The organism is Kitasatospora terrestris, assembly GCF_039542905.1.
In the GTDB taxonomy this organism is placed as follows: domain Bacteria; phylum Actinomycetota; class Actinomycetes; order Streptomycetales; family Streptomycetaceae; genus Kitasatospora; species Kitasatospora terrestris.
The window spans coordinates 5,998,938-6,023,586 of the sequence record NZ_BAABIS010000001.1 but is presented as its reverse complement, the minus strand read 5'-3'; the positions used below and the strand labels follow the sequence as shown (position 1 = coordinate 6,023,586).

The window sequence follows — 24,649 nt, the reverse complement described above, 5'->3', positions numbered from 1 at the left end:
CAATCGGAGCACCGGACGGTCGACCACCGGAGCACCGGGCGGTCGACTGCTGGAGCACCGGTCGGTCAGTCCAGCCCCGACTGCCGCACGGTGATGTTCAGCCGCCCGACCAGCCCGAGCGCGGGGTCGGCGGTGCCCGGCAGGGTCCGCACCACGCCGTGGTACGCGAACCGGGACGGCCCGCCGAAGACCAGCAGGTCGCCGCTGCGCAGCTCCAGGTCGGTCCAGGGGCGGGTGCGGGTCTCGGTGTTGCCGAGCCGGAAGAGGGCGGTGTCCCCCAGGGACAGCGAGACGACGGGGGCGTCGATCCGCTCCTCGCGGTCCCGGTGCAGGCCCATCCTGGCGCCGTGCGGGTAGTGGTTGACCAGCGCGACGTCCGGCTCGTACCCGGGCGCCCCGGCCACGTCGCCCAGCCCCTCGCCGTACGCGTCCGCGAGCGCCCGCCGGGCGAGCGTGCGCAGTTCGTCGGGGAAGGGCTTGACCGGCTCGCCGTCGCCGTCGACCACGGTGCGGGCGTAGCCGTACGGGTACCAGTGCCAGCCGAGGCAGACGGTGCGGACGGACATCACACCGCCGGTGGGCAGGACGGTGGTGCGCATCCCGGCCGGCGGGCGGGCCCAGGCGCGGCAGGTGTCGACCAGCTCGCGCTGCTCGGCGGCGGAGAGCCAGTCGGGCAGCAGGACGGCGCCGGGCGCGGGGTCGGCGCGCTCACGGGGGAAGAGTTCGCCGCTCACTCCCCCATCCTTCCACCGGCGACCGCACTCGATCCGACACCGCCGCCGGTGGACCGTTCGGCGCAGCCGCCCGCGGCGCGAGGGTGCGCGGCGGTGGGCGACGGCAGAGGCTGACGGGGAGGCCAAGCGCGGGAAGGGAGCCGGGATGGACCCGCTGGAGTTCAGGATCATCGACTTCCCCGAGGAGTCCCTGTACAAGACGGCCGTGCTGGTGCTCGGCGCGCACCGGGCGGTGCTGGTGGACGCGGGTTTCCGGCTGTCGGACGGGCGGCGGCTGGTGCAGGAGGTCGAGCGCAGCGGGCGGCGGCTGGCGGCGGTGATCATCAGCCACGGCGACCCGGACTGCTACTTCGGCGCCGAGGCGCTGCGGGACGCGTTTCCCGAGACGCCGGTCCTGGCGCCGGCCCGGGTGATCGAGCGGATCGAGGAGACGTACGCCGCCAAGCGGACCGCCTGGGCGCACCTCGGCGGGGAGCTGTCCACCCGGCTGGTCGACCTGGAGCCGCTGCCGACGGGCGGGGCGATCGAGCTGGAGGGCCACCGGCTGGAGCTGCGCGGCGCGGAGCTGGGGCTGCCGGACCACCACTACCTGTGGGAGCACCGCAGCCGCTCGGTGTTCGGCGGGGTGCTGCTGTACCAGGACCTGCACGTGTGGACGGCGGACACCCCGCACGCCGCCGAGCGCGAGGCGTGGATCGACCTGCTGGACGGGATCGAGGCACTGGACCCGGCGTTCGTCGCGGCCGGCCACCGGCGGGCCGGCGGGGCCACCGACGGCACCGCGATCCGCTGGACCCGCGACTACCTGAAGGCCTTCGAGACCGAGCTCGGCAAGTCGCCGGACGCGGCCGGTGCCGAGGCGGGGCTGCGCCGCCGCTACCCGGACGCCGGGCTGCCGTACGCCGCCGAGCTCGGCACCAAGGTCGCCAAGGGCGAGGTGCCCTGGGCCTGACCACCACCTGATCGGCAAAAAGCGGTACTCAGCGCTTGAGGACGCCGATCTGGCGGGCGCAGGCGCCCCACGCCTGCCAGCCCTGGCGGCGCAGGATCTCCTCGGCGACCGCGATCTGCTGGCGCCGCGGTGCCAGGTCGGGCCGCTCGGCGTACTGCAGGCCACCGGCCTCGCGCCAGGTCGGGGGCCAGATCTGCAGGCCGCCGTAGAAGCCGTTGCCGGTGTCGGCGTGCCAGTCGCCGTCGCTCTCGCACTGGGCGAGGCGGTCCCAGGTGGCGTCGGGGGTGGGCAGCGCGGACGCGCGGGTGGGGGCGAGCGCGGCGAGGGCCGGTATCAGCAGGGCGGCCACCAGGAGTGGCCGGTTCGTCACACGGTTGCGCATCCCTCGACGGTAAGCAGCCGGCTCCCCCACCGCCGCGCGTCGTGCACCCGTCCGTGGATACGTCCGGGCACCCGTCCGGGGAGGCGAGGACGGAAGCGACGGGAGTGCGCGGAACGGCGGAAGCCGCCGGCTCCCCGAGGGGAGACGGCGGCTTCGCGCGCGAGCCGACCGGAGGTCAGACGGACAGGACCTGGCCCGGGTAGATCAGGTTCGGGTTGCCGCCGACGACGCCGGTGTTGTTGTTGTACAGGGTGTGCCAGTCGACGCCCTGGGAAGCGGCGATCTTGCTCAGGGTGTCGCCGGACTTCACGGTGTAGGTGCCGCCCTTGGAGGTGTTCACCGGGGCCGAGGGGGCCGGGGTGCTCTTCTTGGCGGTGTCGGTGTTGCTCGGGGTGGTGCTCTGCTCGGCGGCCTTCGGGGCCGCGGCGCGGGTCTCGGAGCGCGAGGCCTTGGCCGAGGAGTCGGTGGTCGACGCCGAGGAGTCGGTGGTCGACTTGGAGGTGGTCGACTTGGAGGTGGTGGTGGACGAGGAGGTGTCCACGTCGGCGGCGGCGCCGCCCTTGGTCAGACCGGCCTGGACGGAGCAGACGGGCCAGGCACCCGGGCCCTGGTCGGCCAGCACCTTCTCGGCGACGGAGATCTGCTGCGCCTTGGTGGCCTGGTTGGCCTGCGGCGCGTACTGGGTGCCGCCGTAGGCGGCCCAGGTGCTGGAGGTGAACTGCAGGCCACCGTAGAAGCCGTTACCGGTGTTGATGGACCAGTTGCCGGTGGACTCGCACTGCGCGACCTTGTCCCAGGTGGAGACCGAGGCGGCAGAGGCGGTGTTGGCCGTGACGAGGCCGGCCACCGGCAGGGCGACCAGCGCGCCGCCCATGACGGCCACCCGGACGCGGTTGCGCTTGGTGGCGGTGGTGGCAGCGGCGGTCTCGTTACGGAAGGTCATGAGAATCCTCTCGACAGCCCCGGGCGGGCATGCGGAACCAGGCCTGTGAAAGGCCACGGTTCCGCTCGCCGCGTCCGCAGGACGGCCGTGCACGTGTCGGACGTGCCGCGCCGCCCCGGCCACCCTCCGCGCACCGGACCGGCCTTGCGGCGGTCGTGCGTCCGGGGGTGATCCCGGGTAGTGCTCGTTGCACTGGCTACGAAGCTACGAGTCGGCCGGGCGGGCTCCAAACACTTTCGGGACTTCCCAGGTCAATGCGGCGTTACCGGCGGTATTGATCTAGCAAATTGCTGCAATTTGCCCCATTTGTCCGATGATTCCATGATCAAACACGCCTCAAATGCGGCCTGCGTCACAGTTTGCCCCCTGTGAGGTCGGGCACAGCATCGACACGTTGCGACCAGGACGCTACGCAGGGCAGTCAGAACTGCGGCAAATCCCGTCGGAGCCGAGCTCACCCGTGACCCCAGCCACAACGGTCCGTTGGTAATGGCGGTCGGGCGCACCCGCGCCGCGGTCCCCATGCCCCAGAGGAACCGAGGAGTCTCCGTGCCACGCATGCTCGAGGTGAGCGAGGACGTACGAGCCGAGATCGGCGACGGCGAGGCCGACAGCCTGCTGGCCGGTGCCAACGCGCCCTCCGCCTACGACTGCACCTCCTGCCGCCAACCGGGTGACTCCCTCGTGGAGCCCACCAGCACCGTGCTGTTCGTCGGCGACGAGACGGCGGTGCTGGCCTTCGCCCACTCCCGCTGCATCCCCTCCCAGGTGGTGCCGGTCTCCGAGGAGCAGCTGCTGGGCGCGGTCCGCAGCATCAGCCAGGCGCAGGCCGGGGGGCAGGCCACGCCCGACGTGCTGACCGCCGCGCTCGCCGCCCAGGCCGCCGCCCCGTCCGCCCCCGCCATGGGAGCCCCGGCCATGGGAGCCCCCGCACCGGGCGTCCCCGCAGCGGGAATCCCCGCGCCGGGCGCTCCCGTACCGGCCGCCGCGCCGCCCGTCGCCGCGCCCGCGCAGCTGACCGCACCGGCGGTGAACACCCCCTCCCCCTCCTCCTCCGGCATCGCCCAGCCCGCCCAGCCCGCGGTGCTCGGGGTGACCTGCGGCATCGTGCTGTGCGGGGACACCGGGCTGGCCGCGCTGGTGGTCGAGCCGACCGGCCCGGTCGGCCGGCCGGGCAGCCTCACCGGGGAGGACGAGTTCCTGTCGCTGCTGACCGAACACGGCTTCCAGCTGGTCGAGGAGGTCAACCAGCTGCCGGTCCGGCCGACCCGCGGCTGGTCGGTGCTGATGGCGATGGGCCGGCTGCACGCGATCCTGCAGCCCTCCGCCACCGGTGGCAGCGCCGCGTGGTGGCAGGCGCACCAGCCGCTCCAGGTCACCGACGCCTGGCGGGTGGCGGCCGGGCGCCAGTCCGAGGTGATCATGTACGCCGTGCCGGCCGGAACCGTCGGCCGCCAGCCGCGCGAGGACCTGCTGCGCCTGGCGCTCGACCGCGCCGCCGCCCAGGGCCTGCTCGCCGCCGCGATGCTCCCGCTGGCGGGCACGTGACCACCGCCCCCGACCCCGCGCCCGGCACTCCCGGCGCCGCACCGACACCCGCGCCCGGGACCCCACCCGGGACCCCGCCCGAGTCCGGAATCGGCACCGGCCCCGGAGCCGTCGCCCCGGCCGCTCCCCCCGGCCTCCACGACGGCGCGCCCACGACACCCGGCCCGGCGGACCCGGCCGGCCCGGCCAAGAACACCGCCGCACCCGGCCCCGCCGCACCCGGCCCCATGGAGCCAGCGGGACCAACGGGGCCGACGGGGCCGACGGGGCCGACGGGGCCGACGGGCGGCGAACGGCCGCCCGCCGCACCCCCGTTCACCACCGAGAACGCGCCGACTGGCATAGGACAGCCCGGACGCTTCCCGCATCCCCGGGCGGACTCGCTCGTTGGCTCCTACGTGTACAGCTACGACGTCGCCTCCCCGAGCCGCCCTTCCGCCACCACCACCCCCGCCCGGCAGATCCCGAGCATGCGCCCGTCGTACGACGCGGAGCACCCGGTCTCGCCCACGCCGATCTACGACGCGCTGTACTCCGAGTACCGGCGGCTGTTCCGGGCACTGCCGGGTGACCGCTCGGGCGAGGAGAACATGCGGTTCACCGGCTTCGCGGTGCGTGAGCCGCAGCCGCTCGAAGGACTGCCGTACCCGCAGCAGCAGGCGTTCCACACGTACCCGGGGCACAGCCACGGGACGCCGCAGTACATGCCCACGCAGGCCCAGCCCCCCGAGGGCACGGGCTGGGTGTCGGCCGGTTACCTCGGTCCGGCGCAGCCGGCGGCCGGCACGGGGGGCGGGCGGCACCGCTCGATGCTCTCCCTGCCGCCGGGCCGCAGCAGCCACGCCTGACGCGCGGCGCAGGGAACGGCGAAGGGCCGGGCGGGAGTCGGAACTCCCACCCGGCCCTTCGGACGCTCAGGCCCGGATCACTTGCGCTTGCGCTTCTCGCGGACCCGGACGGAGATCGAGATCGGCGTGCCCACGAAGCCGAACTCCTCGCGCAGCCGGCGCTCGATGAAGCGCCGGTAGCCGGCCTCCAGGAAGCCGGAGGCGAACAGCACGAACCGCGGCGGACGGGTGCCCGCCTGGGTGCCGAACAGCACGCGCGGCTGCTTGCCGCCGCGGATCGGGTGCGGGTGGGCGGCGACCAGCTCACCGAGGAAGGCGTTCAGCCGCGCGGTGGAGACGCGGGTCTCCCAGCCCTGCAGCGCGGTCTCGATCGCCGGGACGAGCTTCTCCATGTGCCGGCCGGTCTTCGCCGAGACGTTGACCCGGGGCGCCCACTGGACCTGGACCAGGTCGCGCTCGATCTCGCGCTCCAGGTAGTAGCGGCGCTCCTCGTCCAGCTGGTCCCACTTGTTGTACGCGATGACCACGGCGCGCCCGGCCTCGACGGCCATCGAGATGATCCGGGTGTCCTGCTCCGCGAGGGTCTCGCTGGCGTCGATCAGGACCACCGCGACCTCGGCCTTCTCCAGCGCGGAGGCGGTGCGCAGCGAGGCGTAGAAGTCGGCGCCGGCGGTCTGGTGGACGCGGCGGCGGATACCGGCGGTGTCGACGAACTTCCAGGTCTTGCCGCCGAGTTCGATCATCTCGTCGACCGGGTCGCGGGTGGTGCCGGCCAGCTCGTTGACGACCACCCGCTCCTCGCCGGCGACCTTGTTGAGCAGGCTGGACTTGCCGACGTTCGGCCGGCCGATCAGCGCGACCCGGCGCGGGCCGCCCGGCGCCTGGCCGTTGCCGAACAGCTGCGGCGGGGCCTCGGGCAGCACCTCGAGCACGGCGTCCAGCAGGTCGCCGGAGCCGCGGCCGTGCAGCGCGGAGACGGGGTACGGCTCGCCGAGGCCGAGCGACCACAGGTACGCGGCCTCCGCCTCGGTGGACGGGCCGTCCACCTTGTTGGCGCACAGCACCACCGGCTTGCCGGAGCGGCGGATCAGCTTGATCAGCGCCTCGTCGGTGTCGGTGGCGCCCACGGTGGCGTCCACCACGAACAGCACCGCGTCGGCGGACTGGATGCCGAACTCGGCCTGCGCGGCGACCATCGCGTCCAGGCCGAAGACGTCCAGCTCCCAGCCGCCGGTGTCGACCAGCTTGAACCGGCGGCCCGCCCACATCGCCTCGTAGGTGACGCGGTCGCGGGTGACGCCGGGGCGGTCCTCGACGACCGCCTCGCGGCGGCCGATGATGCGGTTGACCAGGGTGGACTTGCCGACGTTCGGCCGGCCGACGACGGCCAGCACCGGCAGCGGGCCGTGCGAGGCGCCGTCCAGGTCGGCGTTGATCTCGTCGGCGTCGAAGCCCTCCTCGGCGGCGAGCGCCATGAACTCGGCGTACTCGGCGTCGCCGAGCTCGCCGTGGTGGGCGTGCTCGACCGGGGTGTCGTTGCTCATGTTCCTGTATTCCTTTTCCCGGCCCGGCCCTTCCCAGGGGCGTGCCGTGCGTACCTGCCCCGCGGGCAGCGCGAAACTACGTGGCTCGTAGTCGGACGGTTGTCGTGGTGTCGTGGGTGTTCTAGGCGGCCGGGAGGGCGGCCTTCTCCTCGACCAGGGCGGTGATCCGGCCGATCACCTGCTCCAGGGTGAGGTCGCTGGTGTCGACCAGGACCGCGTCGGCCGCCTGGGTGAGCGGCGCGGTCTCCCGGGAGGAGTCCGCGGCGTCCCGGCGGGCGAGGTCGGCGGCCATCGCGGTGATGGTCGCCTCGTCGAGGCCCTTGGCGCGCAGCTCGGCGGCCCGGCGCTCGGCGCGGGCCGTCTCGGAGGCGGTCAGGAAGACCTTGACGGTGGCGTGGGGGAAGACGACCGAGCCCATGTCGCGGCCCTCGGCGACGATGCCGCGCTCGGCGACCTCGGCGCAGCCGCGCTGCAGCTCGACCAGGCGGGTGCGGACCGCGGGGACGGCGGCGACCGCGCTGACCTTGGCGGTCACCTCGGGGCCGCGGATCGGCCCGGAGACGTCCTGCCCGTCGACGGTTATCGTCGGGCCGTCGGCGTCCGTACCGGAGACGATCACCGGCTTGGTGCACGCGATGGCGACCGCCTCGGCGTCCTCCACGTCCATGTCGTTGGCCAGCATCCACCAGGTCATCGCCCGGTACATCGCACCGGTGTCGAGGAAGCTCAGTCCCAGCCGGGCGGCGACCGCCCGGGAGACGGTCGACTTCCCGGAGCCGGAGGGTCCGTCGATGGCGACGACGACCGGGGCGTGCGACGCTCGGTCGGCAGTTTCCACGGGGCGAACCTCTCTGTGCTGTACGCGCTGTGCTGCACGCGGTGCTGGGCGCACCGTCGTGCGGTGGTGCTCGGCGCGGAAAAATCGGGGATGTCCCACTCAAGGTTAATGGACCGGCGTGCCGGTCCACGTCGCCGTGGGCGCAGCCCTCAGTCCCGCACCGCCCAGCCGCGCTCGCGCAGGCCGGTGACCAGCGGCTTGACCACGCCGGCCGCGACCGCGAGCTGCACGTGGCCGACCTGCTGGCCGGTCGAGTGCTCGATCGTGACGTCCTCGATGTTCACCCCGAGCGCGCCGACCTCGCCGAACAGCCGGCCCAGCTCGCCCGGCTGGTCGCCGAGCACCACGGTGACCGTCTCGTACCGGGTCGGCGGGGCGCCGTGCTTGCCCGGGATCCGCGACTGGCCGGTGTTGCCGCGCCGCATCACCGCCTCGATCCCGGCCGCGCCCGCCCGCCGCTCGCCCTCGTCGGACGCCTGCAGGGCGCGCAGCGCGGTCACCGTCTCGCCCAGGTCGACGGCGACCTCCTCCAGGATGTCCGCCACGACGCCGGCGTTCGCCGACAGGATGTCCACCCACATCCCGGGGCTGGACGCGGCGATCCTGGTGACGTCCCGCACGCCCTGGCCGGACAGCCTTATCGCCGTCTCGTCCGCGTTCTCCAGCCGGGCGGCGACCAGCGAGGACAGCAGCTGGGGGGCGTGCGAGACCAGCGCCACGGCGCGGTCGTGCGCGGCCGCGTCCATCACGATCGGCATCGCCCCGCACAGGGCCACCAGCTCCAGCGCCGCGTTCAGCGTCTCGGTGTCGGTGTCGGGGGTGGGCGTGAGCACCCACGGGCGGCCCTCGAACAGGTCCGCGCGGGCGGCCAGCGGGCCGGACCGCTCCCGGCCCGCCATGGGGTGGCCGCCGATGTAGTGCGCGGTGTCCAGCCCCAGCGCGGCGACCTCCGCGCGCGGGCCCGCCTTCACGCTCGCCACGTCCGTGTAGCAGCGGGCCAGGCCGCGCCGCTGGCAGTCCGCGAGCACCTTCCCCACCAGCGCCGGCGGCACCGCGACGATCGCCAGGTCCACCGGCCCCTCGGCCGGCTCCGTGACGCCCGCCCCGAGCGACGCCGCCGTCCGCGCGGCGTCCGGGTCGGCGTCCTCCAGGTGGACGGTCAGCCCGCGCCGGGTGAGCGCGAGCGCGGCGGACGTGCCGATCAGACCGGTGCCGACGACGGCGACAGTGCGCATGGCTTGCTGGATCTCCTGACACGACGGGCTACTGCTGCCCCATCCTCTCGCACATCCCACCCCCGGGTCGCCGCCCGTCCGCCCCCCGGACGCCCCCGGCCGGGACGGCCACGGAGCACCACCCGACCCGACACCCAGCCCGGCAGCCCGCACGCACCACCCCGCCGAAGCCCGCCGCAGGCGGTCCCACGCACCGGGCGACGGCCCGCCGGAGCGCTCGGAGGCGTGCCGCGCAACGTGCAACGCGTGCCGCAACCGGCTGGGCGGCTTCGCGGAACCCGGAAAACCCGTCGCAGGCGCAACGCCGCGCGCGCAGCGCAGAGCCCGCCGCAGGCGCGAGCCCCGGGGGCACGTTCGGCTTCCCGCCGGAGGCCGAAGTCGCATGATCGCGGTGGACATCCAGGGCCGAGCACAGCGAGCCCGCCGCAGGCGCAACGCCGCGCGCAACGCAAAGCCCGCCGCAGGCGCGAGCCCCGGGGGCACGTTCGACTTCCCGCCGGAGGCCGAAGTCGCGTGATCGCGGTGGACATCCGGGGCTGAGCACAGCGAGCCCGCCGCAGGCGTCCCTTGCCCGCCGCAGGCGCAACGCCGCGCGCGGCGCAAAGCCCGCCGCAGGCGCGGCGGCTCGCGCAGCGCGAGAGCTTCCGGGCCCGGACGCGGCGGCTCGCGGGTGCTTCGTCGTCCTACCGTCGGCGGGCCGGAACCGGGGGGTGGCGGGGGACGTCCGGTACACCGACGCGCAGGTGGAAATCCCGGTCGGGGGGCGGGCTGCGGGTGCAGACTGGGCGCCCGGGCCGGGGTTCTGACGAAGGGGGTACGGCGGGTGGCGGCGGAGCGTTCGCGGGTGTGGGAGTCGAGTCTGGAGTCGGTGGTCGTCCATGCGGTCGGTGCGGTGTGCCGGCGGCGGACGGCGGGCGTGGTGCCGGCGGACGGCCGGGTGCGGGTGTCGGGTCTGCCGCGGGTGCTCGGGGCGGGGACGCTGCGGGCCCGGGTGGTCGACGGCGGCGGCCGGGTGACCGAGGCGCGGGTGGAGACGGAGGCCCGGCCGGCGACGGCGCGGGAGCTGCCGGAACTGCGGACCCGGGTGGAGGCGCTGCGCGAGGAGTACGAGGCGCTCTCGGAGCGGCGGAGCCGTCATCGCGCCCGGATCGACGAGGTGGCGACGCTCCGCCCGTCGCCCCCGCCGCGCCGCGAGGACGAGCCGCACCGTCGCACGCCCGCCGAGGCGTGGCTGGACCTGGCCGATTTCGTGGAGGCCCGGCTGACCGCGCTGCACGCCCGTCTCACCGAGCTGGACGAGGAGTTGCGCCTGGCCGGCCACGCCCTCGCGGTCGCCGAGGACGAGCTGGCCCGCGCGTCGACGGCGGGCCCGAGCGGCGCGCTGGCGTCGGGTTCGGTGGCGGCGCTCACGGTCGCGGGGGCCGGCGCCGGCGAGGTGGTCCTGGAGCTGGAGTACGTGGTGCCGGGTGCCCGCTGGGTGCCGTCGTACCGGTTGTCGCACCGGCGCGGCGAGGCGGAGGGCCACCTGGTGCTGTGCGCGTCGGTGGCGCAGTTGACGGGCGAGGACTGGTCGTCGGTGCGGCTTGCGCTGTCCACCGCGGATGTGGCGCGCCGTACCGAGCTGCCGCGCCTGCGGTCGGTGCGGATCGGCCGCCGTCAGCCGGCGCCCGCGCCGTCGGGGTGGCGCGAGCCGCCGCCGGGCCTCGCGGACCTGTTCGCGGGCTGGGACGCGGCCGCGAAGTCGGCCCCGGCCCGCCCGGCCCGGCCCCGCCGGGCGACCCCTCCGCCGCCCCCGCAGCCACAGCCGTACGGCGCCCCGGCGGGGTACGGCGGCACCGGGTACGGCACCGGGGCGTACGGCAGCCCGGGCTACGCGGCCCCGGGTTTCGACAGCCCGGAGTTCCTCGGCGACACCGCGGGCGGCGCGCTGCCTGCGCCGATGCCGATGCCCGCGCCGCCGCCGCAGATCGCCCCGGCCCCGGCCGCGTTCGCCGGCCCGCCGCCGGCTCCGAGCGGTGCCGCCCCGGAGGTGACGCGCAGCGCCCGCCCGGGCGGCCGCACCCGCTCCGCGCCGACGCTCGCCGCCCCGGCCGGTTTCGCCGCAGCAGCCGCCCCGCCCGCGCCGTCGGGCCCGGCAGCACCCGGCGGAGGGGGGCCGGGCGCGGCCGCGGAGGCCCCAACGAGCGGCCCGCACCCCAGCACCGCCCAGCTGGACTACGCCGCGCTCACCCTCGTCGGCCCCGACCGGTCGGCCGCGGACCGCGGCCGCCTGCTCGCCGACGCGAAGGCGGACCCGGCGGAGGACGAGGCGCTGCGCCAGGCGAACGCCCTGCACCAGTCGCTGCCGCTGCCGGCCCGCGCGGTCAGCCCGCGCACCTCGGCGGGTTCCTTCGACTACCGGTACGACGCCGCCGCGCCGGCGGACATCCCGTCGGACGGCACCTGGCACACCGTCACGGTGGCGGAGCTCCCGGTGGGCCTGCGCACCGAGTACGTGTGCGTGCCGTCCGTGGAGGAGGCGGTGTACGCGACGCTGGTGCTGTCCAACTCGACCGGGCACGCGCTGCTCGCCGGCCCGGTCGAGGTGACCGTGGACGGCGACTTCCTGCTGACCGCCGCGCTGCCGACGCTCGCCCCGGGCGCGACCCGCGAGGTGGGCCTGGGGCAGGCGGAGGGCATCCGGGTGGCCCGCCGCACCGAGCTGCGCGAGTCGTCCGCGGGGATGCTCAACTCGACCACCGTGCTGGACCACCGGGTCCGGATCGAGCTGGTCAACAACCTGGCGCGGCCGGCGCTGGTCGAGGTGCGCGAGCGCGTCCCGGTCAGTTCCGAGTCGGACGTCCGGATCGAGGAGCGGCCCGGCTGGTCGCCGCCCGACCCGGACACCGTGAACGACCCGGCGGGCAATCCGCCGTCGACCCGCGTCCGCCGGGTGGAGCTGCCCGCGGGCGGCTCCGCCGTGCTGGACGGCGGCTACGAGATCCGCATTCCGGCCGGCAAGGCCCTGGTCGGCGGCAACCGGAGGAGCTGAACCATGAACGACACGCCCGCTTCGGCGATCCCGCTGCCGGTCACCGCCGTCACCTGTCTGGAGGACCGCGCGCTGGTGGAACGCGCGACCGTCCTCGACCTGGCGGCCGGCGTCCACCGGCTGCGCCTCGGCCCGGTCACCGCGCTGGCCGTGGACCGCTCGCTGCGCGCCGAGCTGACCCCTACGGAGAGCACCCGGGGCACCGCCACCGTGCTGGACGCCCGGGTCGTCCGCAGCTGGTCCCCGCGCGCCCCGCTGCCGCCGACCGCCGACGACTCGCCGCTGCGCCACCGGATCCACGACCTGGAGCAGGAGCAGCTCACCGCGACCCGCCACCGCGAGCGCCTGGAGGCGCGCCTCGCGCTGCTCGCGCAGCTCGCCGCCGATCTGCTGCGGGAGATCGGCGAGGGCGCCGGCCGCGGCGAGGTGGAGCACGCCCGCTGGACGCGCGAGCTGGACCGGGTGGACGCCGAGCGCGAGTCGTACGGCGAGCAGGTGCGGGCCGTCCGCGCCCGGCTGGCCCGGCTGGCGGCCGAGCTGGCGGAGGCGGAGGCCGCGCTGGACGAGGCGGAGGAGGAGCCGGCCGAGCTGACCGCGTACGTCGAGCTGACGGTGGACGCGTCGGCCGCCGGTCCGGCCCGCCTGCGGGTGGAGCACCTGACTCCGTGCGCGCTGTGGCGCCCCGCGTACCGGGCGACGCTGGACGGCGGCACGCTGCGGCTGGAGACCGACGCGATGGTGTGGCAGCGCACCGGCGAGGACTGGTCGGGCGTGCGGCTGACGCTGTCGACGGCCCGCTCGGCGCTGGCCGGTGAGCCGCCCCGGCTGACCGAGGACCGTCTCACGCTGCGCGAGCGCTCCGCCGAGGAGCGCCGCACGGTCGAGGTGGAGCTGCGCGAGGAGGTCATCTCGGACACCGGGCCCGCCGGCACCGGCGGGTCGACCGGCCTGCCGGGGGTGGACGACGGCGGCGAGGTGCGGGTGCTGCGCGCCGCGGATCCGGCGTCGGTGCCCGGTGACGGGCGGGCCCACCGGGTGCCGCTGAGCGACTTCGCCGCCCCGGCGGGCAGCGAGTTCGTCTGCGCGCCGGAGCTGTCGCCGCTGGTCACCCGGGTGGTCCGGTTCACCAACGCCTCGGGGCACGCGCTGCTGGCCGGTCCGGTGGACCTGGTGCAGGGCAGCGGCTTCACCGGCCGGGCGGAGCTGGCATTCACCGCGCCGGGCGCCCCGGCGGAGCTGGCGTTCGGCTCCACCGACGGCTACCGGGTGGTCCGGGAGACCGAGGAGAGCCGCGACTCGGCCGGGCTGACCCAGCGCACCGTGGTCACCCGGACGGTCCGGCTGCACCTGTCGCGCTTCTCCGGCCCGGACGAGCACGACGAGCGCCTGGTGACCCTGCGGGAGCGGATCCCGGTCTCCGAGGTCTCCGCGGTGGAGGTCAGGCTGCGCAAGGAGTCCTGCTCACCCGTGCCGGACGAGCTGGACGCCGAGGGCGTGGTCCGCTGGGACGTCGCGCTGCCGCCGGGCGGGCGCCGCACGGTGACCCTGGTGTACGAGGTGTCCGCCTCGGGCAAGGTCGCCGGGCTGTGACCGTCCGTCAGCCCGTCAACTCCGGTACAAAAGAGACATGATCTACCATCTCGCTCCGCTGGACGACTGGCTCCGCGACCCGGGCCGCCCGTACACCGCCGCCTCGCTGCTCACCGACGGGTTCATCCACTGCTCGGCGGACGAGCAGACGGCGCTGGCCGTGGCCAACGCGTTCTTCACGAACACGCCGGACCCGCTGATGGTCCTGCTGATCGAGGAGGGCCTGGTCGAGCCGATGGTGAAGTGGGAGGCGGCGGCCGGCGGGCCGCCGCCCGGCGCCACGCCGGGCGTGCTCTTCCCGCACATCTACGGCCGGCTCAACCGCACCGCCGTGGTCGGCCTGGAGAAGCTGGACCGCGGTCAGGACGGCCGCTGGGCCACCCTGCGGCCCTGGAGCTGACCGGCCCGCCACCGCCCCGCCACCGCCCGGCCCGCCGCCCGCAGGAGGCGGCGCCGGGCGAAACGGGAGGTGCTAGATCCAGCCGCGCTCGCGGGCGGCCATGCCCGCCTGGAAGCGGGTGGTGGAGCCGAGCTCGCGCATCAGGCCCTGCAGCCGCCGCTGGGTGGTGCGCGCGGACCAGCCGAGCGAGCGGGCGATCGACTCGTCGGTCAGCCCGGCGGCCAGCAGGCCGAGCAGCTTGAGGTGGTCGGACTCCGGCTCGGGGCCCTCGGTGCCGCCGCCGAGCGCGGTCTGCAGCGGCACCGCCCGCTCCCACTCGGCCTCGAACAGCGCGTCCAGCGCCTGCAGCAGCGCGGACGGGTGGATCACGTACGCCGCGTCCAGGACGCTGTCCCCGACCGAGATCGGGATGATCGCCATCTTGTCGTCCGACATCATCATCTTCATCGGCAGCACGGGCCGCACCCGCGCCTCCTCGCCGTCCGCGACGCCGACCAGGATCTCCTGCTCCAGGCGCCCCGGCCAGGCGATCGCCTCCTTGTCGAAGACGGTCCGGATCCGCACCCCGGACTTGAGCTTGGCCCGCTGCCGGGGCTGCTGCACGGTCGGGTCCATCACGTACGGCGGGCAGTCGAAGCCGCGCACCTGGTACTGGCTGGTGTCGACCAGGTGCTCCAGCCTCTGGGCGATCGCCTCGCCGCCGGTCAGCACCTCGACGGAGTGCGCGGGGTCGGTGTAGCGGGACGCCTCGCGGAAGGCGTCCATCAGGCGGTGCATCTCGGCGCGGGCGCTGCGCAGCTGGGCCTCGCGGTGGCCGATCAGGGTGCCGATCGCGACGTCCGGCGCGACGGCGAGGTAGCGCTCGCGGTCGACCGGGGCGCGGGTGGCCATGCCCTGCTCGGCCAACCGGTCCAGCGCGTCCTGGCTCTGTTGGAGCGTCAGGCCGCACTGCTCGGACAGCTCGGTCGCGGTGGACTGCGGGGCGACCACCAGCGCCGCGTACACCTGCCCGTCCGGCCGTCCGAGGCCGAGCACTCCGAATGAGTCGAGCACCTCGCTCCTTCCCCCACCCCCGGCCCCGACCGCCGTGGCGCTTTTACGCCACGCGTCGGAGCGAACATCGGTGGCAATCCTCTGCCACCGGGATGTGTGCTGACAAGGCCATGCGGCCAGGCTCACATAAAAACCCAGGTAAAACACGTCGAGGGCCCCACCGCTGCACGGCGGTGGGGCCCTCGGCCGCTGCGAACTACAGGCCGACCTACAGGCCGACCTCGCGCATCAGCTGGCCGACCTCCGGGTTGGTGAGGCGGCGCAGCCAGCCCGACTTCTGGTCGCCGAGGGCGATCGGGCCGAAGTGGGTGCGCACCAGCTTGTCGACCGGGAAGCCGACCTCCGCCAGCAGGCGGCGGACGATGTGCTTGCGGCCCTCGTGCAGGGTCACCTCGACCAGGTAGTTCTTGCCGAGGTTGGAGACCACCTTGAAGTCGTCGACCCGGGCGAAGCCGTCCTCCAGCTCCACGCCGCGCTCCAGCTGCTTGCCGAGGTCGCGCGGGATCGGACCGGTGATGGCGGCCAGGTAGGTCTTGGTCACGCCGTACTTGGGGTGGGTGAGGCGGTGGGCCAGCTCGCCGTGGTTGGTGAGCAGGATGATGCCCTCGGTCTCGGTGTCCAGGCGGCCGACGTGGAACAGCCGGGTCTCCCGGTTGGTCACGTAGTCGCCCAGGCACTGCCGGCCCTCGGGGTCCTCCATGGTGGAGACCACGCCGACCGGCTTGTTCAGCGCGAAGAACAGGTACGACTGGGTGGCGACGGTCAGGCCGTCCACCTTGATCTCGTCGTGCTGCGGGTCGACCCGCTTGCCCTGCTCGGTGACCAGGACGCCGTTGACCTCGACCCGGCCCTGCTCGATCAGCTCCTCGCAGGCCCGACGGCTGCCCATGCCCGCGCGGGCCAGCACCTTCTGCAGGCGCTCGCCCTCGGGCTCGCCGAAGGTCTTCGGGGTCTTCACGGCCGGCTTGTCGTAACGCGCCAGCACCGCGTCCTCGATCTTGGCCTGCAGCTCCCGGGAGCGCTGCGGCTGGCGCCGCGGGTCACCCGGGGCGCCCTGGCCCTCGCGGCGCGGCCGCGGCGCGGGTCCGGGCTTGCGGCCGCCGTACGCACCCCGTGACGGGGTGGCGTTCGGGCCGCCGCCGAACTCGGGACGGTCGTACCGGCGCTCCTCCGGGCGCAGCGGACGGTCCGGGTACTCCCGGCCGCCGTCACGCCGGTCGCGCGGCTGGCCGCCGCCCTGACCGCCGCGCGAGCCGCCACCGTACGAGCCACCACGGCCGCCGGAGCCGCCGCCGTAGGACGAGCCGCCCCGACCGCCGGAGCCGCCGCCGTAGGACGAGCCGCCCCGACCGCCGGAGCCGCCGCCGTAGGACGAACCGCCCCGACCGCCCGAGCCGCCCCCGTAGGACGAACCGCCCCGACCCTGCTGCCCACCCCTGCTGTTGTTCTGTCCGCCCCGGCCCTGGCCGCCGCTGTTCCTACCGTTGCTGCCACTGCTACGCATCAAAATGTCCGTACGTCGTATCCGTCTGGTCTGCCGCCTGGTTCGGCCCGTCCTGTGCAGCCGCGACCGCCTCCGCGATCACCGTGCCTTCGAGGGACTCCGCTTCTACGTCGTCGACCTCGGGCAGGAAGGGCGCGAGCTCCGGCAGCTCATCCAGGCCGCGCAGCCCCATCCGTTCCAGGAAGTGGTTCGTCGTCCGATACAGGATCGCTCCGGTTTCGGGCTCGGATCCGGCTTCTTCCACCAGTCCTCGCTGTACCAGGGTACGCATCACGCCGTCACAGTTCACACCGCGTACCGCAGAGACCCGTCCGCGCGACACCGGCTGCCGGTACGCGACCACCGCCAGCGTCTCCAGCGCCGCCTGCGTCAACCGGGCCTGCTGGCCGTCCAGAACGAAGCGGTCGACCGCCGCCGCGCACTCCGGCCTGCTGTAGAAACGCCAGCCGCCCGCCACCAGCCGCAGGTCGAAACCGCGGCCCTGGGCCGCGTACTCCGCCGACAGCGCCCGCAGCGCCACGCCCACCACGCCGCGCGGCGCGTCCAGCACCGCGGCCAGCCGCGCCTCCGGGACCGGCTCGTCGGCGACCATCAGCACCGCCTCCAGCGCGGCGCCCAGCGGTACCCCGAGCTCGTCGAGCGCCGGCTCCCCGGCGGCCGGTTCCGAGCCCGGCTCCGGGCCCGGTGCGGGGCCCGGTTCGGGAATCCGCCCGGGAAGTCGATCGGCGGCGGGCGCGACGACGGATTCGGCGGCGGGCTCCGCGCCGGGCTCGGGCAGCGGGTCGGGCAGCGGGTCGGGCTGCTCCGCGTACGCCGACTCCTGCCACTCCCCCGGGCGGACCTGCCCGGGCAGGCCGAGGGCGCGGCGCGGCTGCTTGGCGGTCATGCGGGATCGTCCTCCCTGCTCCCGCCCGGCGGGCGGTCGAACTCGTCCGTCACCTCGACCTGCCGGTCGGTCTCCGCGACCCAGCGCACCAGCAGCTCCCCGAGCGCCTCCGGCTGCTCGAAGTCCAGCGCCTTCTCCCGGTAGAGCTCCAGCAGCGCGAGGAAGCGCGCGACCACCACCAGGGTGTTCTCCGCGTCCGCGACCAGCCGGCCGAAGCTCGCCTCGCCGAGCGCGGTCAGCCGGTCGACCACCAGCGCCGCCTGCTCGCGCACGCTCACCGGCGGGGTGTGGATGTGGTCGACGTACACCACCGGCTTCGGCTTCGGCGCCATCGCCTTCGCGGCGAGCTGCGCGAAGCGCTCGGGGCCGATGGTGAGCACCACCTCGGGCAGCAGCTCCGCGTGGTGCGGCTCCAGGCCGACGGTGCGCGGGCGGGAGAGCAGCTCGGCCGCCCAGCGCTCCGCGAAGACGGCCGCCGCCTGCTTGTACGCCCGGTACTGCAGCAACCGCGCGAACAGCAGGTCGCGCGCCTCCAGCAGCGCCAGGTCCTCCTCGTCCTCGATCTCGGCGGCCGGCAGCAGCCGGGCCGCCTTGAGGTCGAGCAGGGTCGCCGCCACCACCAGGAACTCGGTGGCCGCGTCCAGGTCCCACTCCGGCCCCATCGCCCGGATGTGCGCCACGAACTCGTCGGTGACCTTGGAGAGGGCGACCTCGGTGACGTCCAGCTTGTGCTTGGCGATCAGGCTCAGCAGCAGGTCGAACGGGCCCTCGAAGTTGGCCAGCCGCACCTGGAAGCCCCCGCGCGCCTCCGCCTCGGAGACGCCGGCGACCTGCTGCGGCACACCCGGACCCGTCATGACCCGCCCATCCTCGCACCCGGTCGGGGCGGACGGGCAGTGGCGCGCGAGCTCGCGCTAGCGGCTGCTCACCGGCCGCGCAGGCGGCGGACCAGGATCGACGCCTCGCCGCGCTGCTCCAGGTCGGCCAGCACGACCGAGATGGCCTCCCGGACCACCCGACCGCGGTCGACCGCCAGACCGTGCTCCCCGCGCAGCACCAGACGGGCGCTCTCGAGGTCCATCAGCTCCTCGGCGGAGACGTACACGGTGATCTTCTCGTCGTGCCGCTCGCGCCCGGTGGGGCGGCGCGGGGCGCGGCCGCGCGGCGCGCGGGGGCGGCGGACCCCGTCCGCGGCCTCCTCCGCAGCGGCCGCGTGCGGGCCGCTGCGGGCCCCGGCGCCCTGCCCGGGCACCTGACCCTCGGCGGCGCCTCTCGGGGCCGCCACGGCCCCGCTGCCGGCCTGCGGGCCGCCCGCCGGGCCGGCGGGCCCCGGTACGCCGTTGGCCGCGCCGTTGACCGGTGCGCCGTTCGCCCGGCCGCCGTCGGCCGGCGCGCTGCCGGGCTCGGCGGTGCGGGCGGTCTCCGTGCGGCCCTCGCCCGACCGGGCGAGGGAGGGCGACAGGGCCATTCCCCCGGTGGCCCGGAACAGCTCGTCGGCCCCGGGGAGACTCACTCGGCGGGGCGGCACCGGTCGAGCACCTCCCTGGCGAGCTGGCGGTAGGCGGCGGCGCCGACCGAGTTGGTCGCGTACGTGGTGATCGGCTCGCCGGCCACCGTGGTCTCCGGGAACCGGACGGTCCGCCCGATGACCGTGTGGAACACGTGCTCGCCGAAGGCCTCCACGACGCGCGCCAGCACCTCGCGGCTGTGCACGGTGCGCGAGTCGTACATGGTGGCGAGGATGCCGTCCAGGCGGAGCTCCGGGTTGAGGCGCTCGCAGACCTTCTCGATCGTCTCGGTGAGCAGCGCGACACCGCGCAGCGCGAAGAACTCGCACTCCAGCGGCACGATCACGCTGTGAGCCGCCGTCAGCGCGTTGACCGTCAGCAGGCCGAGGGACGGCTGGCAGTCGATGATGACGTAGTCGTAGTCGGGCAGCAGCGGCTTCAGCGCGCGGGCCAGCGCCGACTCGCGGGCGACCTCGCTGACCAGCTGCACCTCGGCGGCGGACAGGTCGATGTTGGACGGCAGCAGGTCCATGCCGGGCACCGCGGTCTTCAGCAGCACCTCATCGGCCGTCAGTCCCCGCTCCATCAGCAGGTTGTAGACGGTGACGTCCAGCTCCATCGGGTTGACGCCCAGGCCGACCGACAGCGCCCCCTGCGGGTCGAAGTCGACCAGGAGCACCCGGCGGCCGTACTCCGCCAGCGCGGCACCCAGGTTGATGGTCGACGTGGTCTTGCCGACGCCGCCCTTCTGGTTGCACATCGCGATGATCTGCGCGGGGCCGTGCTCGGCCAGCGGCGCGGGGATCGGGAAGTACGGCAGCGGCCGGCCGGTCGGGCCGACCCGCTCGCGGCGCTGGCGGGCGGCGTCGGGCGCCAGGGTGGCGGCGTACTCCGGGTCCGGCTCGTACTCGGCGTCCGGGTCGTCGTAGGGGCCGTAGGCCAGCTCGCTGTAGGACAGCCCGTACGCCGCGAAGTCCGCGTCGAAGTCGGGGGCGGCGGGAGCGGCGCTCTGCCGCGCCTCGAAGGTGCGGACCGCGACCGAGCCGACCTCCACCGCGCCCACCGTGGCCTGCCGGGCCTCGTCGTTCGGCTGCCCGGCGGAGAGCTCCGCCAGTCCTGGCTGACCACCCCCGGGAGCAAATGTCGACTCATTCACAAGTCGTCTTACCTCCTTGGGCGTCCAGGACTCTATGTCGATTCGTCAGCGTGGCAGCATGCCGACGGTTTGCGACTCTAGGCCGTTGCAGGCGTTCGCAGCAACACAATCCACGGTAGTGGGCATGATGTGTCGGCCGTTCATCGCCTCACTGTCAAGGGATGAGCTGCCCTACGACCCTAACGTTTCTGCGGACCCCGATCCTCCCCCGAGGTCGCGTCAGATGCCATTGTCGACAGAGCGGGTGACACGACGCACAGAAATTGACCGACCCGTCCGGATCGGTCGGCGCGCCGCAGGTGGGGCGGGCGGCAGGCACGCCGAAACGCCCCCGGCCCGAGGGGAGCGGGCCGGGGGCGTTCGTCGTGCGGCGGCGTCAGGCGAGGACGCTCTCCAGGGAGACCGACGGCAGGCCGAAGGCCTCGGCGACGGCCGCGTAGGTGATCTGGCCCTCGTGGACGTTCAGGCCCTTGGCGAGCGCGGCGTCGCGGCGCAGCGCCTCCTTCCACCCGCGGTTGGCCAGCTCGACGACGTACGGCAGCGTCGCGTTGGTCAGCGCGTAGGTGGAGGTGTTCGGGACGGCGCCCGGCATGTTGGCGACGCAGTAGAACACCGAGTTGTGGACCTCGAAGGTCGGGTTCGCGTGCGTGGTGGGACGGGAGTCCTCGAAGCAGCCGCCCTGGTCGATCGCGATGTCGACGAGCACGGAGCCCGGCTTCATGCGGGAGACCAGCTCGTTGGTGACGAGCTTCGGGGCCTTGGCGCCCGGGATGAGGACGGCGCCGATGACCAGGTCGGCCTCCAGGACGGCCTTCTCCAGCTCGAAGCTGTTGGACATGATGGCCTTGATCTTGTTGCCGAAGATCTTGTCGGCCTCGCGCAGCTTGTTGATGTCGCGGTCGAGCAGGGTCACGTCGTAGCCCATGCCGATGGCGATGGTGGCGGCGTGCCAACCGGAGACGCCACCGCCGATGACGACGGCCTTGGCCGGGTGGGTGCCGGGCACGCCGCCGGGGAGGACGCCGCGGCCGCCGGCCGGACGCATCAGGTGGTAGGAGCCGACCTGCGGGGCGAGACGGCCCGCGACCTCGGACATCGGGGCGAGCAGCGGCAGCGCGCCGTTGCCCAGCTGCACGGTCTCGTACGCGATGGCGGTGGTGCCGGAGGCGACCAGTGCGTCGGTGCCGGCGCGGTCCGCGGCGAGGTGGAGGTACGTGAAGACGGTCTGGCCCTTGCGCAGACGGTGGTACTCCTCGGCGATGGGCTCCTTGACCTTCAGCAGCAGGTCGGCGGCGGCCCACACCTCGTCGGCGGTGGGGAGGATGGTGGCGCCGGCGGCCACGTACTCCTCGTTGGGGATCGAGGAGCCGAGACCGGCGTTGTCCTCGATGACGACCTCGTGTCCGTTGCGGACCAGCTCATGCACGCCGGCGGGCGTGATGGCCACGCGGTACTCGTGGTTCTTGACCTCGCGGGGGATGCCGACCTTCACGGCTAAACACGTCCTCTTGCCATGGGGGTCCCTACCGGAGAAGACCGGCGGGCGGCGCGCACGACAGGGGCCGCCGGATACGCCGGGGCACGGTTCGCTGCGCGACTGCTGTCGAGTGTAATGAAGCCCAGCGGATCCGTCAGCCTTCCAAAGTGACTAAATCCGCCGGACCCATTGGCAGGTTCGTAGGCTTGCAGGGCACTTCAGGCGCCAAAGCACAGTAAAACACCCATATCAGACACTACTCCTGAATCAGGCTTTTACCCTCTTGATCGAGCCGCTGCTGCAGGCGGTGCAGGGTGGCCGTCACGGCCGCCTCGCCCCGGGCGTCGCCCAGGCGGCGCAGCACTCCGGCCGCCGCGCGGTACTCGCGCAGCGCCTCCTCGAAGCGGCGCTGGGCGGCGTGCGCCTCGCCGAGCCGGGCCAGCAGCCTCGCCTCGCCGGCCCGGTCGCCGAACCCCTGGCGCAGGGCGAGCGCCCGGCCGTACCAATCCGCGGCGCGCACCGGGTCGGCGAGCGCCCGCTGGGCGTTGCCCGCGCCCTCCATCGCGCGGGCGCAGCCGGGCTCGTCGCCCGCCTCCCTGGCCCGGTCGACCGCCTGCCGGTACTGCCCGTCGGCCCGCTCCCAGTGGGCGGCCGCCGCCTGCAGGTCGGCGAGGTTGAGCAGGGCGGCCGCGGCCCGGCGCGGGGCCCGCTGCCGCATCGCGACCTCCAGCACGGACTCGTGCAGCTGGTACAGGTCGGCCGGGGCGGCGGCGCCGGTCAGCGGCAGGGCCCGCAGCAGGGCGGTGACCAGACGGCCGGCGGTCCCGTCCAGGTCGCCCTCGCCGACCGCGCTCGCCACGGCCGCGAGCAGCTGCTCGCGCTCCTCGGCGAGCCAGCCGGCCGCGTGGGCGGCGGTGCGCAGCCGCAGCGGCCCGGGCAGCGGGTCCGGGTTGGGGCCGGCCGCCGGGTCGAGCAGCATCCGCGCCGAGTCGACCAGCCGGACCAGCCGTTCCAGCATCCGGGCCCGGGCCAGCTCGACCTCGGACGGACGGTCCTGCTCCTCGCGCAGCTCGACCAGGCGGACGTACAGCCGGCCCGGCACCCAGTAGCGCCGGGTGCCGTCGGCGGCCGCCGGCTCGCGTTCCAGCAGCTCCTGCTCGGCCAGCTGCTCCAGCGCCTCCCCGGCCTCCGGCGCGGGGCAGCCGACCAGGGCGGAGGCGATCCGCAGGTCCGCGAGCTGCGCGGGGGCGAGGGTCAGCATCCGCAGCATCCGCGCCCGGGCGGCCGGCAGCCGCCGGTAGAGCAGTTCGAAGGCACCCTTCAGCGGATCGCTGTCCGCCACCGGCACCGGCTCCGCCTCCCGGGGCTCCCGCCGCACCTCCGGCGCCCCGTCCCGCGCGGCCCCGTCCCGCCCAGCCCCGTCCCGCCCGGCCCCGTTCCTGGTACCCCCGGTCCGCCCCGCGGAGGCCGTACCGCCGGCGGCGTCCACGCGCGCACCGCTCGCGCGTCCCTCGCCCCCGGCCGCGCCGTCGCCACCGCCCCCGTGGCGGGAACCCGCCCGCTCCGCGTCCGCGGCGGTCCCCCCGGGCACCGGGGGCTCCGTGCCCGCACGACCGCCCTTCCGCTCCTCCCCCGCCTCGGCCGCCTTGCCGCCCTTGCCGCTCCGGCCGCCGAACCACTGGCCGCCCCGGGCCCGCGGCCGCGCCGTCGCGTCCTCCTCGGTCGGCGGGTGCAGGGCCTTCGCGGCGTCCGTGACCGCGGCCTGCGGGTTGGCCCGCAGCCAGCCGGCCATCATCCGCAGGGCCGCCGGACGGCCCGCGCACGCCTCGGCGAGGTCGCCGGCGCCGGCCGGGTCGCAGCTGATCCGGGTGCCGCCGACCAGTTCGCCGAGCAGGCGCACCGCGACGGACTGGTCGAGCCCGCCCAGGATCACCGGGTCGATGCCCTCGATCCCGGTGAGCGGCCCGAAGGTGGTGGCGAGGACCAGCGACTCGGTCTTCTCGGCGAGCAGCGGCCCCACCTGCGCGGCGTCCCGGACGTCGTCGAGCAGCAGCAGCGCCCGCCGCCCGCCGAGTTCGGCGCGCAGCGCCTCGCACGCCGGGTCGTCTCCGGTGCCACCCGGCAGCAGCGCCTCGACCGCGCCGCCCAGCTGCTCGAGCAGCAGCCGGGCGGCCCGGCCGGCCTCGACCCGGGTGCCGTCGGGGGCGGAGAGCCGGGCGTACAGCAGGCCGTCGGGGTAGTCCGCGGCGACCGAGCGGGCGTAGCGGACGGCGAGCGAGGTCCGACCGGAGCCGGGGCGGCCGGCCAGCACCACGATCCGGCCCCGGCCCTTGCCGGGACGGGCAGCCGCCTGCGCGAGGGCCGCCAGCTCGGTGCCGCGCCCGCCGAATGGCGCGACGGTGGCGGGCAGCAGGTCGGGCCCGCCCGTCGCGGCGGGCTGCTCGTCGATCGTCGCCGTCTTCCTCGCCACCCGCGCCACTCCCGACCAGTCGCTCAGCCGACCCGGCCCACCTCGGACCCTGTTCGCGAAGCGTAGTTCGAGCCCGCGCGCCAGCCGAGCTGACATCCGGTACTACCAACCGCCGAATCACCCCACCGGATCAACCGCCGGCTCGCCCCCACCCGCCCGGAGGGCCACCCGCTCGGGTGACCGCCCCCTCCGGGGACCGCCCCGCACAGCGGCAGTCCGCCGAACGGGCCCCGCCCGCCACCCCGCGCCTTCGGCCGCTCCGCGAAGCGGCAGGCAGGCAGTCGGGCAACCCCGCCGGGAGGGCCACCCGCTCGGGCGACCGTCCCCTCCGGGGGCAGCGCCGCACAGCGGCAGTCCGCCGACGGGACGCACCGAGCGGGCCCCTCCGGCCGAAGGCAGACGCCCGGCAGCCTCACCGGCCCGTCCGCTCTCCCGCCCGCCACCCGCGCCCGCCGCCGCGGCGCGAAGCAGCGGCAGCTGGAGGGAGGACACCCGCTGGCTCGCCCCCCACCCCGCCGCCCGGAGGGCCGTCCACTCGGGCGACCGCCCC

At 75.0% G+C, this 24,649-nt stretch carries 20 protein-coding genes; 6 read left to right on the top strand and 14 right to left on the bottom strand.

Going from position 1 to position 24,649, the window contains the following annotated elements:
- Positions 1-65 precede the first annotated feature (65 nt).
- Complete coding sequence (locus ABEB06_RS27625; RefSeq protein WP_345699598.1) at positions 66-734, bottom strand: alpha-ketoglutarate-dependent dioxygenase AlkB family protein; 669 nt, start codon at positions 732-734, stop codon at positions 66-68.
- Positions 735-879: 145 nt separating this feature from the next.
- Here ABEB06_RS27625 and ABEB06_RS27620 point away from each other — a divergent pair, with 145 nt between their 5' ends.
- Complete coding sequence (locus ABEB06_RS27620; protein ID WP_345699597.1) at positions 880-1,686, top strand: MBL fold metallo-hydrolase; 807 nt, start codon at positions 880-882, stop codon at positions 1,684-1,686.
- A gap of 28 nt (positions 1,687-1,714) precedes the next feature.
- Here ABEB06_RS27620 and ABEB06_RS27615 read toward each other — a convergent pair whose 3' ends face one another.
- Complete coding sequence (locus ABEB06_RS27615) at positions 1,715-2,068, bottom strand: transglycosylase family protein (protein WP_345699596.1); 354 nt, start codon at positions 2,066-2,068, stop codon at positions 1,715-1,717.
- Positions 2,069-2,243: 175 nt separating this feature from the next.
- A complete protein-coding gene (locus tag ABEB06_RS27610; RefSeq protein ID WP_345699595.1) occupies positions 2,244-3,011 on the bottom strand; it encodes a transglycosylase family protein in 768 nt (255 codons plus the stop codon).
- A 558-nt stretch (positions 3,012-3,569) separates the two neighbouring features.
- Here ABEB06_RS27610 and ABEB06_RS27605 point away from each other — a divergent pair.
- Together ABEB06_RS27605 and ABEB06_RS27600 are read left to right on the top strand one after the other, a co-directional pair.
- On the top strand, positions 3,570-4,559 hold the full coding sequence (locus ABEB06_RS27605) for a hypothetical protein (protein ID WP_425559806.1): 990 nt from the start codon (positions 3,570-3,572) through the stop codon (positions 4,557-4,559).
- Positions 4,560-4,957: 398 nt separating this feature from the next.
- A complete protein-coding gene (locus ABEB06_RS27600) occupies positions 4,958-5,407 on the top strand; it encodes a hypothetical protein (protein WP_345699593.1) in 450 nt (149 codons plus the stop codon).
- 77 nt (positions 5,408-5,484) lie between these two features.
- Here the strand turns inward: ABEB06_RS27600 and der are convergent, their stop codons facing one another.
- The 3 genes from der to ABEB06_RS27585 all read right to left on the bottom strand — a co-directional run bounded on the left by der (position 5,485) and on the right by ABEB06_RS27585 (position 9,024).
- Positions 5,485-6,951 carry a ribosome biogenesis GTPase Der gene (gene der, locus ABEB06_RS27595; RefSeq protein ID WP_345699592.1) on the bottom strand — a complete coding sequence of 489 codons (1,467 nt, stop codon included), beginning with the start codon at positions 6,949-6,951 and terminating at the stop codon, positions 5,485-5,487.
- A gap of 121 nt (positions 6,952-7,072) precedes the next feature.
- A complete protein-coding gene (cmk, locus tag ABEB06_RS27590) occupies positions 7,073-7,789 on the bottom strand; it encodes a (d)CMP kinase (protein WP_345699591.1) in 717 nt (238 codons plus the stop codon).
- Between the two features lie 149 nt (positions 7,790-7,938).
- A complete protein-coding gene (locus ABEB06_RS27585; RefSeq protein ID WP_345699590.1) occupies positions 7,939-9,024 on the bottom strand; it encodes a prephenate dehydrogenase in 1,086 nt (361 codons plus the stop codon).
- Positions 9,025-9,868: 844 nt separating this feature from the next.
- On the opposite strand from ABEB06_RS27585, the gene ABEB06_RS27580 reads away from it, so the two are divergent.
- Genes ABEB06_RS27580 through ABEB06_RS27570 form a run of 3 tightly spaced genes read left to right on the top strand, consistent with a single transcriptional unit; the run spans position 9,869 to position 14,045 of the window.
- Positions 9,869-12,055: a DUF4139 domain-containing protein gene (locus ABEB06_RS27580; RefSeq protein ID WP_345699589.1), complete on the top strand. Its 2,187-nt coding sequence runs from the start codon at positions 9,869-9,871 to the stop codon at positions 12,053-12,055.
- 3 nt (positions 12,056-12,058) lie between these two features.
- Entirely contained in the window at positions 12,059-13,645 is a 1,587-nt protein-coding gene (locus tag ABEB06_RS27575) for a mucoidy inhibitor MuiA family protein (RefSeq protein WP_345699588.1), read from the top strand.
- Between the two features lie 37 nt (positions 13,646-13,682).
- Entirely contained in the window at positions 13,683-14,045 is a 363-nt protein-coding gene (locus ABEB06_RS27570) for a DUF952 domain-containing protein (RefSeq protein WP_345699587.1), read from the top strand.
- Positions 14,046-14,117: 72 nt separating this feature from the next.
- Here the strand turns inward: ABEB06_RS27570 and ABEB06_RS27565 are convergent, their stop codons facing one another.
- From ABEB06_RS27565 to ABEB06_RS27530, 8 genes are all read right to left on the bottom strand, one after another.
- Complete coding sequence (locus ABEB06_RS27565) at positions 14,118-15,098, bottom strand: TrmB family transcriptional regulator (protein WP_345699586.1); 981 nt, start codon at positions 15,096-15,098, stop codon at positions 14,118-14,120.
- Between the two features lie 208 nt (positions 15,099-15,306).
- Positions 15,307-16,602: a pseudouridine synthase gene (locus ABEB06_RS27560; protein WP_345699585.1), complete on the bottom strand. Its 1,296-nt coding sequence runs from the start codon at positions 16,600-16,602 to the stop codon at positions 15,307-15,309.
- Positions 16,595-17,194, bottom strand: coding sequence for an SMC-Scp complex subunit ScpB (scpB, locus tag ABEB06_RS27555; RefSeq protein WP_425559805.1), 600 nt, complete (start codon positions 17,192-17,194; stop codon positions 16,595-16,597). The genes ABEB06_RS27560 and scpB overlap by 8 nt, the downstream gene beginning before the upstream one ends.
- Before the next feature lie 290 nt (positions 17,195-17,484).
- Positions 17,485-18,345, bottom strand: a complete 861-nt coding sequence (locus ABEB06_RS27550; RefSeq protein ID WP_345699584.1) for a segregation and condensation protein A — start codon at positions 18,343-18,345, stop codon at positions 17,485-17,487.
- Between the two features lie 68 nt (positions 18,346-18,413).
- Complete coding sequence (locus ABEB06_RS27545; RefSeq protein ID WP_345699583.1) at positions 18,414-19,001, bottom strand: hypothetical protein; 588 nt, start codon at positions 18,999-19,001, stop codon at positions 18,414-18,416.
- Positions 18,998-20,059 (bottom strand): ParA family protein, encoded by a 1,062-nt coding sequence (locus ABEB06_RS27540; protein ID WP_345702007.1) that lies wholly within the window; start codon positions 20,057-20,059, stop codon positions 18,998-19,000. Before ABEB06_RS27540 ends, ABEB06_RS27545 begins: the two co-directional genes overlap by 4 nt.
- 469 nt (positions 20,060-20,528) lie before the next feature.
- A complete protein-coding gene (gene ald, locus ABEB06_RS27535) occupies positions 20,529-21,644 on the bottom strand; it encodes an alanine dehydrogenase (protein WP_345699582.1) in 1,116 nt (371 codons plus the stop codon).
- Positions 21,645-21,885: 241 nt separating this feature from the next.
- Entirely contained in the window at positions 21,886-24,099 is a 2,214-nt protein-coding gene (locus ABEB06_RS27530) for an ATP-binding protein (protein WP_345699581.1), read from the bottom strand.
- Between the last annotated feature and the right edge of the window lie 550 nt (positions 24,100-24,649).